General features: G+C 45.8%; 13 protein-coding genes. 9 read left to right on the top strand and 4 right to left on the bottom strand.

Annotated elements, in window-relative coordinates:
* Positions 1-173 precede the first annotated feature (173 nt).
* Complete coding sequence (locus tag ACPEGP_RS10490; protein WP_306495415.1) at positions 174-1061, top strand: carbon-nitrogen hydrolase family protein; 888 nt, start codon at positions 174-176, stop codon at positions 1059-1061.
* Between the two features lie 34 nt (positions 1062-1095).
* Here the strand turns inward: ACPEGP_RS10490 and ACPEGP_RS10485 are convergent, their stop codons facing one another.
* The 4 genes from ACPEGP_RS10485 to lptM form a co-directional block, all read right to left on the bottom strand.
* A complete protein-coding gene (locus tag ACPEGP_RS10485) occupies positions 1096-2136 on the bottom strand; it encodes a tyrosine recombinase XerC (RefSeq protein ID WP_286795958.1) in 1041 nt (346 codons plus the stop codon).
* A 6-nt stretch (positions 2137-2142) separates the two neighbouring features.
* Positions 2143-3030: a diaminopimelate epimerase gene (gene dapF, locus ACPEGP_RS10480; protein WP_306495414.1), complete on the bottom strand. Its 888-nt coding sequence runs from the start codon at positions 3028-3030 to the stop codon at positions 2143-2145.
* A 377-nt stretch (positions 3031-3407) separates the two neighbouring features.
* Positions 3408-4742, bottom strand: coding sequence for a diaminopimelate decarboxylase (lysA, locus tag ACPEGP_RS10475; protein ID WP_423813371.1), 1335 nt, complete (start codon positions 4740-4742; stop codon positions 3408-3410).
* 131 nt (positions 4743-4873) lie between these two features.
* The gene (lptM, locus tag ACPEGP_RS10470) at positions 4874-5185 is read right to left on the bottom strand and encodes an LPS translocon maturation chaperone LptM (RefSeq protein ID WP_144297848.1); all 312 of its coding nucleotides are present in this window, start codon (positions 5183-5185) and stop codon (positions 4874-4876) included.
* Positions 5186-5720: 535 nt separating this feature from the next.
* Here lptM and ACPEGP_RS10465 point away from each other — a divergent pair.
* From ACPEGP_RS10465 to ACPEGP_RS10430, 8 genes are all read left to right on the top strand, one after another.
* Positions 5721-6950: an acetate/propionate family kinase gene (locus ACPEGP_RS10465; RefSeq protein ID WP_144297849.1), complete on the top strand. Its 1230-nt coding sequence runs from the start codon at positions 5721-5723 to the stop codon at positions 6948-6950.
* 110 nt (positions 6951-7060) lie between these two features.
* The gene (gene pta / locus ACPEGP_RS10460; RefSeq protein ID WP_423813370.1) at positions 7061-9217 is read left to right on the top strand and encodes a phosphate acetyltransferase; all 2157 of its coding nucleotides are present in this window, start codon (positions 7061-7063) and stop codon (positions 9215-9217) included.
* 201 nt (positions 9218-9418) lie between these two features.
* Positions 9419-10312 carry a nicotinate-nicotinamide nucleotide adenylyltransferase gene (locus tag ACPEGP_RS10455; RefSeq protein WP_423813369.1) on the top strand — a complete coding sequence of 298 codons (894 nt, stop codon included), beginning with the start codon at positions 9419-9421 and terminating at the stop codon, positions 10310-10312.
* 151 nt (positions 10313-10463) lie between these two features.
* Entirely contained in the window at positions 10464-10877 is a 414-nt protein-coding gene (gene rsfS / locus ACPEGP_RS10450; protein WP_068406254.1) for a ribosome silencing factor, read from the top strand.
* Positions 10878-11076: 199 nt separating this feature from the next.
* Positions 11077-11853, top strand: a complete 777-nt coding sequence (locus tag ACPEGP_RS10445; RefSeq protein WP_423813368.1) for an MOSC domain-containing protein — start codon at positions 11077-11079, stop codon at positions 11851-11853.
* Positions 11854-11946: 93 nt separating this feature from the next.
* A complete protein-coding gene (locus ACPEGP_RS10440) occupies positions 11947-12831 on the top strand; it encodes an N-acetylmuramoyl-L-alanine amidase (RefSeq protein ID WP_423813367.1) in 885 nt (294 codons plus the stop codon).
* 29 nt (positions 12832-12860) lie between these two features.
* The gene (locus ACPEGP_RS10435) at positions 12861-13064 is read left to right on the top strand and encodes a hypothetical protein (RefSeq protein WP_191690133.1); all 204 of its coding nucleotides are present in this window, start codon (positions 12861-12863) and stop codon (positions 13062-13064) included.
* Between the two features lie 8 nt (positions 13065-13072).
* Complete coding sequence (locus ACPEGP_RS10430) at positions 13073-13468, top strand: hypothetical protein (RefSeq protein WP_286797523.1); 396 nt, start codon at positions 13073-13075, stop codon at positions 13466-13468.
* Positions 13469-13496 lie beyond the last annotated feature (28 nt).

Below are 13496 nucleotides of genomic sequence, written 5' to 3'. Positions count from 1 at the left end.
TGCTACAATGTTGCTATGATAATTTATATTCTGTTCAGGTAAGCTATTTTTTAGCTTTTGTTCACATTATAAAACTGCAATAGCTTTGCAGGGATGCTGAGCCTTTAAATATAACAGGATAAAAAATAAATAAGGGCAAAACCCTACAAAGCTTAAAAATTGAGAATAATATTATGAATGAGATTACTAAAAATGAACCGCTGACCGTTGCGGCTGTACAAATGAGCAGTCAGCAAGATATCGAAGCCAATTTAGCCGATATAAAAGCCGCCATTAGTGAGGCAAGTAAGCAAGGTGCGCAGCTAGTGGTTTTGCCAGAAAACTGCTGTAGCATGGGTCGACAGTTTGCTACTGCCGAGCGTTTTGATGAGTTATCCGACGCAATGGCCGAGTATGCACGTGCTTTTGGTATTTATCTATTAGCAGGCTCGCTGCCCTGCCCTTATCGCCCTGATGGCGTCATCGTGCCCGATGGTAGATTGCGCCAAGTCAGTCAGCTATTTGCACCCGATGGTACACGAGTAGCGCGCTACGATAAGATTCACCTATTTACCGCGACTGTCGCCGATAAACAAGGCAGCTATAATGAAGCGGCGACTTTTGAGCCCGGCACGCAAACGGTTGTGGTTCCGCTCGAAGCAAATGACACCGTTTATCAGCTTGGTATGATGGTCTGTTTTGATTTACGCTTCCCAGCCTTAGCGCAGCGATTACGGCAGGCGGGCGCAGAGGTGTTAAGTGCGCCATCGGCGTTTACTTATTTAACGGGACAGGCACATTGGTCGCTATTGCTACGCGCGCGGGCATTAGACAGTCAGTGTATGGTGATTGGTGCCGCACAAGGTGGTGAGCATCTTTATAAGAATGACGATAGTCGGCAAACATGGGGACATAGCACGATTACTGCTTATGACGGCACGATTATCAATAGCTATGAGGATAGTGACTTAAAAAACTCTGCTAATAAAAATTATGCCTTGGTATTAGCAAACTTAGATAAAGCAGGACAAGCGCAAGGACGGCAAAAGATGCCAATCTTTGACTGTCACCGTTTGGCATAAATGTAGGATTAAATGCTTAAGAAATAACCAGAACTTAAGTAACATCAACACCATTTTGCGTATGCGACGCACGCGGATGAGCGCGATCATAAACTTGGGTCAATTTAGCAAAATCAACATGAGTATAAATCTGCGTGGTACTAATGTCGCTATGACCGAGCATTTCTTGTACCGCGCGCAAATCGCCACTGCCAGATAGCATATGCGATGCAAAGCAGTGGCGCAATAAATGTGGATACATATTTTGCGCAATCCCAGCCCGCGTAGCCGCAACTTTGAGTCGCTGCTGCACCGCCCGCGTGGATAAACGTGTACCTAACTTTTCACTGATAAACAACGCATTGTCCATCTGCTCTACCCAAAGATTGCGGTGCGGTAGATAACGTTTAATCGCCTCGGCGGCTTTGATGCCTAAAGGTACTAAGCGCGTTTTGTTGCCCTTACCCGTCACGCGCACGCGCAAATCAGCCAAGTCTATATCGGCCATATCGAGCGCCACCAACTCGCCAACACGCAGACCGCTACTATAAAGCAGTTCGAACATTGCCTTATCACGCAACCACAAGCGCGCCTGCTCTGGCGTATCAGGGATTTCTTGGTCAAGCAATTGCGTCAATAAATCCACATCGGCGATAGACGGCAGCGGTCTAGGGCTGCGCTTAAGCTGATAGCCCGTAGTCGGGTTAATACGCGCTAAACCCTCTTCTATCAACCAGCCATAAAAATGACGGATAGCCGATAGCTCTTGCTGAACGCTCGCCAGTGCCAGCTTATCTTCATCTAGGCGTTGGCTGATATGCTGGGCTAACTGCCGCTTATCACAACGCGTCCATGTCAGACGTTTGCCGCGTAAAAACAGCGCCAATTGATTTAGACCTGCAAAATAAGCCACCAATGTGTGCTCGGAGTGATTGCGTACCGACAGCGTATTTAGCCAACGATGCACTGGCGCTAGCAGTTCACGTAGCGTACTATCTGCTTCGATGGTTGTTGCCAATTCTGCCGATAGCCATGTGTTTGATTTAGTGTTTGATGTAATGTTTGACTGAATATTCGAGCTAGGCGTTGTCGTCATTATCTATTAGCCTTCTGGAGTAGGCTTAATGCCTGCTTGCGCCATTAAGCCATCTGGGCTAAACACCCCTTCATAGACAAACGCCGTTGGCCCAGTCATCATCACAGAATAACCCGGCTGCCATTTGATAATCATGCTGCCGCCATAAAGCTGCGCGCGTATGTCTTCGCCTTCATCAAGCCAGCCTTCACGGATACCAACCGCCACCGCTGCACAAGCGCCCGTACCACAAGCTTGGGTTTCGCCAACGCCGCGCTCATAAACACGCAGACGGATATGACGCTGATTCATGACCTGCATGAAGCCGACATTGACGCGCTCTGGAAAGGCCGGATGTGATTCGATGGCTTTACCCAAAGTTTCGACATCAGCTTCAAGGACGTCATCAACCCTGATGACCGCATGCGGATTGCCCATATTGGCGACATACAGCTGCACCGGCGTACCATTGACGTTTAGATGATAGGCGTTTTGGATTTTGGTCGTCGCTCTTGGAGTAAAGGGAATCTCACTTGGCTCAAATTTCGGTTTACCCATATCAACCTCGACCCAGCCATAACGGTCGGTCGTTAAGGAGATGATCCCGCTTGCCGTCTCAACGCGCAGGCGCTGCTTAAATGACAGTTTACGCGCTTGCACAAAACGGGCAAAACAGCGCGCGCCATTACCGCATTGCTCAACCTCTGTGCCATCGGTATTAAAAATGCGATAACTAAAATCAACATCGGGGCGCATCGGCGGCTCAACAACGAGCAATTGATCAAAGCCTATACCTAAATGACGATCGCCCAGCAGCTGTACCAATTCCTTGGTCAATTCTAAGCGCTGGGTCACCAAATCGATGACCATAAAATCATTGCCCAGCCCATGCATTTTTGTAAATTCTATTAGCATATCCTTGTTATCCTATCCTATTTTTATGTATGCCTTATAGTAGCACGCTGTCAGATACAATCATAATTATCACCGCTATCGAGCTTCCTTTTATATAGCCAGCTTTAAATAATAAAAAAGCATTTATAGTGAGTGAAAAGTAATATAGAGTCATCACGCACTGCTGATATCAATTTTTCTTGCTTGCTGTGCCTACGCAGACAGAGGCTACAAAAAATTGATATCAGCAGTACCGTTGCGCTTTTAGAATATTTTGACTATATAGTAAGGCGAGACGACTATCACTGTCTTACTTCGACCATAAAAAAACCCACTGTCTTTATCACAATGGGTCATTTTTAACTAAAAAATTAGTAAGCACTAAACTGGCTAAAAAACTATTTATCCTGCCACAACACTTCATCAGCATATAAAGACTCAAGCGTTTCGCGTTTGCGAATCAGTTGATGCTTATCATCGGCTACCATCACTTCGCTAGCACGACCGCGCGAATTGTAATTGCTACTCATGGTAAAGCCGTACGCACCAGCACCGGTGATGGCTAAAATATCACCTGTTGCTAATGACAATAAGCGGTCTTTTGCTAAAAAGTCACCAGTTTCACAAATCGCGCCAACGATATCCCACGGCTGTGTACCATCGGTATCTAAACCGTCTTTGGGCAATGTCGCAGGAATCACTGCCATTTCAGCTTGGTATAAAGCAGGACGTATCAAATCATTCATTGCCGCATCGACAATAGCAAAGTTCTTGTGCTCGGTTGGTTTTAACACATCAACCTTGGTTAATAATACACCGGCATTGGCCACGATACTGCGACCTGGCTCGAAGAATACCGTTAAACCAAGCTCACCCAGTTTAGGCAGTAATGCTTGCGCAAACGTCTCGATAGACACTGGCGTCTCATCGATATAACGTACGCCAAGGCCGCCGCCCAAGTCGATATGACGCAGCTCAATGCCTTTAGCTCGCAAACTATGTATCAGCTCAATCACTTTATCGAGTGCCGCGACAAATGGCGCAACCTCTGTCAATTGCGAGCCGATATGGCAGTCGATACCGACGATATCAATATGCGACAACTGTGCCGCTTGTTCATAAACCGCAACGGCATTTTCATGGCTGATGCCAAATTTATTGTCTTTTAAACCGGTTGAGATATACGGATGGGTTTTGGCATCGACGTCTGGATTGACCCGCAATGAAATCGGCGCGGTTTTATCAAGCGCTTTTGCCACTTCATTAATCAGCGCCAATTCACTAATTGACTCAACGTTAAAGCAGCCAATACCTTGGTTAAGGGCATATTCGATTTCGCTATAGGTTTTGCCAACGCCTGAAAATACCACGCGCTCAGCTTTCCCGCCCGCTGCCAACACCCGCATCAACTCACCGCGTGAGACAATATCAAATCCTGCCCCTGCTTGCGCCAAGATGCCAAGTACAGCAAGGTTAGAGTTTGCTTTAACCGCATAGCAAATCTGATGCTTTAGGCTGGCAAAACTCGTCGTATAAGCCTGATAAACGTCTAAAACCGCTTGTTTTGAATAGACATAACACGGCGTACCATAGTGCTTGGCCACCTCATCAATACTTACCTGCTCCATATATAACGCGCCATCGCGATAATCGAGCGCAGGCAAATGGTCGGTTAAGGCTTCAGGATGCACATACAATCCTTGCTCAGTTTTGGTCGTGACTGACTGACTCATAAAGTTGTCTCTAATATAATCAATGTATTAAGGGATTAACGGATTAACGGATTAATGGGTTTAGCAGCTTGAATAGGCTAAGAATCGTTTGAATATTTGGCTTTTAATAAACCAATACTAATAGACAAGCATTAATAATCGTTAGGATCCGTACTCGGCGCCGGCAACTGAAAACCTTCGGCGTTTTGCGCGTTATTTGCATTGTCATTGAGCTTAGCAAAGGCGGCATCTTGCGGATGACTGGTGCTCTCAAGCACAGCCGTATTGTCTTTTACCGTTTGGCTACTCGATTCTGCTAAATACAAATCGCCTTTTTGTCCGCAACCTGCCAACGCAGTTGCCCCGATTACCAGCGTCGCTATGGTTACCTGATAAACAGCAGGTTTGACGTCAACGCTTAAATTAGCGCTGTTAAAATTTGAGGTACGGCGTATAGTAAACATAGAATGGCTAACCTTTCATCTTGCAATGGTTTGCAGGCGATAACAATCACTATCAGCGAAAATAAGGCTGCAGTAGAAAAATAGGACAATTTTTTAATCATAGCATTATTCGATAAAGTTGTGCGCCCCCTGCTGCTGATTGGCGCATAAATTTATAAGAATTAACGACTAACGCTAGGCAAAATGGGATTTTATAAACGCTATCAATAGCTACAGACAGAGAACCACAGACAAACTTACTTACAATTTTATAAAAACAGCTTTTATCCTATTATCTCTGGCAGCGGTTGATGGTATTCGGTGTACACTTGTATAAAACGGCATAATTAAAGCCTTATAGTTATCGTGGTATAAACCTCAAAATATGGTACATTATAGTGAACCCTTGCAGCAGCAATGATAAAAAACAGCGATAGGATTGTTGCGTATGGCAGCTGTTTGGCTTACGGCGACAAGAATATGGCTGGTTTTTTTATGTAATCGGTGACTATCGATGTCGAATCACCACCCAAAAAATAACTTCTAAGGATAGAGTATGAGCGCTGGCGTAACCACCAATTTTAATGATAAAGACTCTGAAACATCGAATCTAACCAACCCCACTTTAGTCCTTAATTGCGGCTCCTCTTCAATCAAATACGCCCTCATCAGCGAAGACAATGCTACGCGTATCACAGGTCTGGCAGAAAACTTAGGCCTCGACACTGCGCGCATCAAACACACAACGCTAAATGGTGAAAAGCTAGAAATCGCCATCGCTGGCGGTCGTCATGAACTGGCCTTGAAAAAAATCCTTGAGTTACTTGAGCAATATCACTTTATTGCTGTCGGCCACCGCGTGGTGCATGGCGGCCGCGAGTATTCAGAAGCGGTGCGTGTCGATCAGCATGTGTTAGAAGAAGTCAAACGCTTAAAAGTATTAGCACCGCTCCATAACCCTGCCAATGCGCTCGGTATCGAAGCAGTACAAGCAATTTATCCCGAGATTCCGCAAGTGGTGGTATTTGATACCGCCTTCCACCAAACCATGCCGCCAGTTGCCTTTCGCTATCCGCTACCAAAAGTCCTTTATGATGAATATAAAATCCGTCGTTACGGCTTTCATGGTACCTCGCACGCTTATGTATCAGAACGCGCCAGCGAAATCACCAGTGCTAAAGCGCCACATGGTTGGTTGACCGCGCATCTAGGTAATGGCTGCTCGGCAACGGCTGTCTACAATGGTGAAAGTCTCGATACCAGTATGGGTTTGACGCCGCTTGAAGGGCTGATGATGGGCACGCGCAGCGGCGATGTTGACCCAAGCTTGCATATTCATCTCAAGCGCCAGCTAGGCATGAGCTTAGAAGAAACCGATAAGATGCTCAATAACGAAAGTGGGCTGCTGGGTATTTCAGGCTTATCCAATGATTTACGTACTATCGAGCAAGCAGCAAATGAAGGTCATCAAGATGCTAAGCTTGCGATTGAGATGTTCTGCTACCGCGTCGCTAAGTACCTTGCCAGCTTAAGCTGTGCGCTACCTGACTTTACCGGCATTGTCTTTACCGGCGGGATTGGGGAAAACTCAGTGACCACACGGACGCGTATTTTAGAGATGATGCCGCATTTTGGTATCAAGGTAGATAGCACTAAAAACGCCAGCTTGGTCGGTGGCAAAGAAGGCAGTTTCCATGCCGACGATAGCAGCATTGAGCTGTGGGTGGTACCAACCGATGAAGAATGCCGCATTGCCCAAGAAACGCGCGAAGCCTTAGGTTTGTAAGCATCAGATTGCTAAACAAACCATTACTTGTGCCATAAGAAAACAGGGAGCGTTTGTATGGCACAAGGATAAAACGCGCTTAAAAAATAAAATAAATAGTAGGATACATTATGCAAACTTTTTTACTTGTGCCCATCAGTCGCGGTATCGGTGTGACGTCAGCGGCGTTAGGCTTGATTCGCGCCTTTGACTATAACGGTATCAAAGCTGGCTTTATGAAGCCGTTTTTACAAGACGATACCTTAGATAAGCAAAACAGTTTAGACAGCTCAAGCGCGCTGGCAATGCACGCTTTTGGTCTTAATCCACCCAAATCTATCAGCCGTCAGCGCCTTGAGCGTATGCTTGGCGACGACAATCTTGATGATTTGTTGGAAGAAGTAGTCGTCAATTATCATACCTTAGGCGACGACTACGATGTGGTGATTTGTGAAGGCTTAGTATCGACGACTGAGACCTCTTATGCGTCGCAAATCAACCGCGCCATTGCCCATGCCTTAGATGCTAAAATCATTTTTGTCAGCACCGCCGATACCAGTAAACCTGCCTATCTGGCTGACAAGCTTGACGTCCACGCTCGTGAATTTGGCGGTATCGCCAGTGAGCGCACGCTTGGTTGTATCTTAATGCGGATGCACGATTTACCAAACGCCCAAAGCACCCTCGAAAATCAGATGGTCGCCCCAGGCGAAGCCATCGTCAATTTAGACGAGGGCTTTATGCAAGAAGTGCAGCGCCTGTCACCGCACTTTAATACCGAAGAGTTTCGCTTAATCGGCGTGGTGCCCTTTAGTGATTCGCTCTCTGTACCGCGTACGTGGGATATCGCCGCTGAGCTCGACGCCACTTGGTTAAACGTCGGTGAGGCAAAATCGCGCCGTATCAACCGCATCAGTTTGACCGCGCGCTCGGTCGCTCGCGTTGATGAAGTCTTTAAACGTGGTACGCTTATCGTTGTGCCGGGTGACCGCGACGACTTACTGTTGGCCGCGGGACTTGCTTGTATCAACGGCATCCCTTTAGCAGGACTGGTATTAACGGGCGGTGTGGTACCAAGCGCAACCGTCGCTGAGCTTTGGCAATCGGCGCTCAAAACCGGCATCCCTATCATGAGTGTCGAAAGCGACAGTTATGAGACCGTACAAAGCCTGATGCATTTGAGCTCTGAGATTCCAAGCGATGATACCGAGCGCGCCGAAGAAGTGGCACGTTATGTCGCCGCGCATTTAGACCTCAACTGGATTAAAGAGTACTTTAGCCAAGAGTATGAGATGCGCCTGTCTCCTTCGGCATTTCGTCATCAAGTGGTCAAAAAAGCGCAAAATGCCAAAAAACGTATCGTGCTCCCAGAAGGCTCAGAGCCACGTACGGTCGAAGCGGCGTGCATTTGCCAAAGTCGCGGTATCGCCAACTGCGTGTTGATTGCCAAGCGTAGTGAGGTCGAGCAAGTAGCGAAAAATCGCGATTTGGTGTTGCCTGAGGGCCTTGAGATTATCGACCCCGATAGCCTCGATATGGATAAATATATCAATGCCGTGGTTGAGCGCCGTAAAGGTAAAACCAACGCCGAAGTCGCTGCTGAATACCTAAAAGACACGGTTTATTTGGGTACGACCATGCTCGAGATGGACGAGGTTGACGGTCTCGTTTCTGGGGCGATACACACAACCGCGAATACCGTGCGCCCTGCGTTTCAGCTGATTAAAACCGCGCCGCAGTATTCGCTGGTATCGTCAGTATTCTTTATGCTGCTACCTGAGCAAGTGGTGGTCTATGGTGACTGTGCCATTAATCCTGACCCGAACGCCGAAGAGCTCGCTGAAATCGCCATTCAATCGGCGCAGTCTGCCGCCGCCTTTGGTATCAATCCAAAAGTGGCGATGATTAGCTACTCAACGGGTTCATCTGGTACGGGCGCTGATGTTGAAAAGGTCATTCGTGCAACCGAAATCGTCCGTCAGCGTGCGCCGCACCTCGCCGTCGATGGCCCATTGCAATATGATGCCGCTTCGGTCATGAGCGTCGGTAAACAAAAAGCCCCTGACTCACCGGTTGCCGGACAAGCAAACGTCTTTATCTTCCCTGACCTAAATACCGGTAACACCACCTATAAAGCGGTACAACGTAGCGCCAATGTGGTCAGTGTCGGACCGATGTTGCAAGGCTTGAATAAGCCCGTTAATGACTTATCGCGTGGTGCGTTGGTCGATGATATTATTTATACCATCGCCCTGACCGCCATCCAAGCACATAGCGACGAGATTTAATAGCGGTACCGTTTATAATTTACAGTCATCTTTAATCGCTATACATTTAACCGACTATCATCATGATGGTCGGTTTTTTATGGACTATTTTTGTTAAATCTTTAGGGCTTTAAAACATACGACCCTACTGAGCGCTCTCCAATAATGCTATAGTTCACTTAACGACACTGTCCATTCATAGCGCTTTTTGCTCATTTATTTATGCCTTATTCTAAAGACTATCACCTAACAAAAAACGCCAAACCCGCCATTCGTGCCTATTTGGGCGGCTCATTTGATCCTGTGCATAATGGTCATTTGCAAATGGCGCTGTACGTTTATCAAAGTTTATTACCAATAGCTGAGCAACAACAGCACGAGCTACAGGTGTCATTATTGCCCAATGCGCGGTCGCCTTTTAAAGCAGACAGCACCGACCCTAAGCACCGTCTGGCCATGCTAAAGCTGGCTATAAAAAATACCCCGCTACAAATCAATGAGCTTGAGCTGTGGCAAACGCCGCCGGTCTATACCATTGATAGTGTAAAAACCTTACGCGCGCGCTACCCGCACGATGACCTGATATTTATCATGGGCATGGACAGCGCGCAGAGTTTGGATAAATGGAGAAATGGTCTGGCGCTGACCGATCATGTCAATTTATGGGTATTTAATCGGCTGAGTATTGGCGAAAATGACCCTATTATTAATAATAATGATGAAAATACTATTGCACAAGAAAAGCTTATTAATCAAGACTTAGTAACGTCAAACCTTACTGCACTGCAATCTCAGCTTCCCATAGCATTGCAACACTTCATCACTGACTCGGCTACTGACCTTGTCGCGCCAGCTTTAAAATCTTTAACAGCCAGCAGTAACTTGAAAAACGCCGCTCAAGGACGCATTTATATAGACCCGCGCCCTGTGGCAGCGATATCAAGCACCCAAGTACGTCAACAGCTGCGCAAGCAAGGTTCGCAAAACGCAACTTTACAGCCAATAAATGCTATCATTAACCCGACTGTACCCAATTCGTTCGCTAAATGGCTAAATCCTGCCGTTTATCAATATATTATCGACCATCAGCTATATTCTGCTGCTCAATTCCGTTAAAATCGCCTTATACGTTTAACTTTACCTATTTTATCCATGTTGCCGTAAAAATACCTGCCTATTTACCTATTTTTCAAGGGCGCGTGAGCACAAGCAATGTGATGATTTACTATTTTATTTTTAATATTTATGATTGAAGAGAAGACCATTTATGACCAATACCATGACTGAAGAACGCTTAAAAGAATGCTTAGCGGTAGTCGAAAACACGCTTGACGATATGAAAGCAAAAAATATCACTGTTTTAAACGTAGAAAATCTAACGGACGTGATGGAGCGCATCGTCATCGCTGACGGTACTTCAAAACGCCACGTCCGTGCGATGGCAGACAGCGTCGGCGCTGAAGTTAAGCAAGCGGGTTTTATGCCACTTGGCCGTGAAGGCGGTACCGATTCTGACTGGACGCTGATTGATTTGGGCTCTGTTGTCGTACATATGATGACGCCAGCTGCGCGTGAGTTCTATGACTTAGAAGGCCTATGGTCGTCACCTGATCAATTGGCTGAGCTGGTCGCTGTACCGCGTGAGAAGAAAACCGCAGGTCGCCGTAATAAAAATAAATAATCTTGTTTGTTAACAGCACTGTTTAAAAAAAGACCAGAGTCAACTCTGGTCTTTTTTTGTTTAAAATTTGGTACAGATAAAGGTTAAATCGCTAAAGCCATATAATCACAAGCCTGATTAGGCTAAGATAATAGCCATCTTTAACATCACTAATGAGTTAACCACTCGCCTAATAAATCCCTATCGATTAGGATAATCCATGAGCATAGAGCAAATAGCATCTTTTAGCCAAAAAAATAGTGCTGATTTCAATCAACCCTTACCGCTACATATTGCCAATCTAGTCTGCGTACGTGCTGGCAAAGCCATGCCGTTTGCGCGTGAGCAGATGAGCGCCATTGATAAAGCACCCATCAAGGAATCGGTTGCGGTCAATTTTATGGGTCTGAGCACTGATGAACAAGCCGATAGACGCCATCATGGCGGCCCGCTAAAAGCTGTACATCAGCTAGCGACGTCAACTTATGACAAGATAAATACAGAGTTTGGCTTAAAGGTACGCGTTGGCACACTGGGTGAAAACTTAACGACTGAGGCGGTCAATGGCCTGCCTGCAATGGATGAGTCGACGGTGTGTATCGGTGATGTTTTTCAGTATGGTCAAGATGAAATCATTAATGGGAATGGTGGCGATAGTGTTCAATTACGCATCGTGCAACCGCGCCGTCCCTGCTACAAAATCAATGACCAAATCGGACAGTTTAAACTGAACAAAGTGCCTAATATCGCCTCTTGGGTGACCAAGCAAGGTATCGCTGGCTGGTATTTTCAGGTTGTACGTGATGGTATGATTAACACTGATTTGCCGGTTTATCTCATCGAACGCCCCTATCCTTTTGCGACGCTTGAAAAGCTATGGCAACTGGCCAATTCAAAAGAGAAATTTGATGCTGAGGTTATCGAGCCGTGGCTGGCGATTGAATGTTTGGAAGACAGTTGGAAAACGGTTTTGGCGAAGAAAATCCGCAAGGATTAAAAAGCTTTAAAAATATCTCAATCTTATCTATCTACTATCAATATCAGATAAAGCTAAGCATCATCGCCCACCCTTATTCATACAGAGCATTTCATGGCAAAAAATATCTTTTTAGCATTCGCATGTGCCTTAACGCTGCCCCTCATTGGCTGCGTGACCACTCATAATGTCCAAATAGCGACCAGCGAGCCTTTCGTCATCGATAGCGAAACCTATCAAGCTACGGGCAAAAGCGAGCGTATCAAAACCATTATTTTGCATTATACGGTGAGTAATAATGCCCGCGCTATCAAGCTTTTGACTACTGGTGACGTCAGCGCTCACTATCTGATTTTGGATAATAACGATAATAAAATTTATAACTTAGTGCCCGAGGGCGAACGCGCGTGGCATGCTGGCACGGGCGGTTTTGCTGGTAGAACGATACTCAACGATACCTCTATCGGCATCGAGATTGTCAACCCAGGCATCAAACCTGAATATCGAGACGCCTTAAAAAGCGGTGCGCTCGACTATCATCCTTATGAGCACTATGTCGAATTTAATGAGGTTCAGATTCGAAAAGTAGCGCAGCTGGTACAAGACTTGGCGAAAATATATAATATCTCAGCAAAGAATATCATCGGTCATGCGGATATGGCACCGTCGCGTAAAATCGATCCTGGTGCTAAATTCCCTTGGGAGCGACTGCATAAGGAGTACGGCATTGGGGCTTGGTATGATGAGTTTGATAAGCAATTCTTTATGAATCAAGACGCGTTTGCCGCGGCAACGATACCTGAGATTAAGCAAGCGTTTCGCGATTATGGTTATCAAATCAATGACACAGACGCGTGGGATAAAGCCAGTCGCGATGTCGTGTATGCCTTTCAATTGCATTTCCGTCCGCAGCAGCCAACGGGCGAGCTGGATTTAGAAACTTATGCGATACTACGTGCACTCAATAAGAAGTATGCTGGTCGTGATGACTTTTATTAATGGATAAAAAAATAGTAGGAGACATAACCATGAGCAACTCACAATACAACGAGAAAAATGAGCAAGACGAGCTACAGAAATATCTGGAAGAAAAAGCAAGGCAGGAGCAAGAACAGGAAATAAAAAAAGAACAAGAACATGAGCAGCTGTCGGCTTATGAGGCTTGTGTGTTAAGAGAAAGCGCAAAGATTCATGAGTTGATTGCTGAGGCGCAGAAAGGGAAAGCTGATTAGGAAAAAATATGGATAAAGAAATCATCTTTTATGATCTTCGTATGCTAGTGAAAGCAGAAAATGGAGCTTACACTTTAAGTATTTCTGTTGAAAGTGGTTTCGCAGAATATAACGTGATCATAGATATAAATGCTCAAGACTTCAAAATAATCGAGAACGATAAATATAGAGTGGCATTGCTTCAAGCTGCGCTACATAGACCCTTTCAACTTCAAGAAACTACATTAGACAAGAGTGAACAACGATATTACTTAGATAAGATACTTCATGCGAATGAATCTGAGGTCAATACTTTTCTTACAAAGCTAGACCATGGACAAGCTAACGGTGCAATATCTAACATGGTGCGTAAATCAAGTGACAGAGATATAGAAAATCTTCGTAATGGCGACTGGTTTTATTGAAAAGCTCGTAGTGTGCACCTAGCGCACC

This window comes from Psychrobacter sp. 219-2-C (assembly GCF_049560815.1).
Taxonomy (GTDB): domain Bacteria; phylum Pseudomonadota; class Gammaproteobacteria; order Pseudomonadales; family Moraxellaceae; genus Psychrobacter; species Psychrobacter faecalis.
This window is presented reverse-complemented; position numbering and strand designations above follow the sequence as displayed.

Bases quoted from the DNA above. Each gene is read 5' to 3' on its own strand.
- ACPEGP_RS10485 (WP_286795958.1), bottom strand. From the start codon at position 2,136: ATGACGACAACGCCTAGCTCGAATATTCAGTCAAACATTACATCAAAC.
- ACPEGP_RS10455 (WP_423813369.1), top strand. From the start codon at position 9,419: ATGCCTTATTCTAAAGACTATCACCTAACAAAAAACGCCAAACCCGCC.
- rsfS (WP_068406254.1), top strand. From the start codon at position 10,464: ATGACCAATACCATGACTGAAGAACGCTTAAAAGAATGCTTAGCGGTA.
- ACPEGP_RS10465 (WP_144297849.1), top strand. From the start codon at position 5,721: ATGAGCGCTGGCGTAACCACCAATTTTAATGATAAAGACTCTGAAACA.
- lptM (WP_144297848.1), bottom strand. From the start codon at position 5,185: ATGTTTACTATACGCCGTACCTCAAATTTTAACAGCGCTAATTTAAGC.
- ACPEGP_RS10440 (WP_423813367.1), top strand. From the start codon at position 11,947: ATGGCAAAAAATATCTTTTTAGCATTCGCATGTGCCTTAACGCTGCCC.
- ACPEGP_RS10430 (WP_286797523.1), top strand. From the start codon at position 13,073: ATGGATAAAGAAATCATCTTTTATGATCTTCGTATGCTAGTGAAAGCA.
- lysA (WP_423813371.1), bottom strand. From the start codon at position 4,742: ATGAGTCAGTCAGTCACGACCAAAACTGAGCAAGGATTGTATGTGCAT.
- ACPEGP_RS10490 (WP_306495415.1), top strand. From the start codon at position 174: ATGAATGAGATTACTAAAAATGAACCGCTGACCGTTGCGGCTGTACAA.
- ACPEGP_RS10445 (WP_423813368.1), top strand. From the start codon at position 11,077: ATGAGCATAGAGCAAATAGCATCTTTTAGCCAAAAAAATAGTGCTGAT.
- ACPEGP_RS10435 (WP_191690133.1), top strand. From the start codon at position 12,861: ATGAGCAACTCACAATACAACGAGAAAAATGAGCAAGACGAGCTACAG.
- pta (WP_423813370.1), top strand. From the start codon at position 7,061: ATGCAAACTTTTTTACTTGTGCCCATCAGTCGCGGTATCGGTGTGACG.
- dapF (WP_306495414.1), bottom strand. From the start codon at position 3,030: ATGCTAATAGAATTTACAAAAATGCATGGGCTGGGCAATGATTTTATG.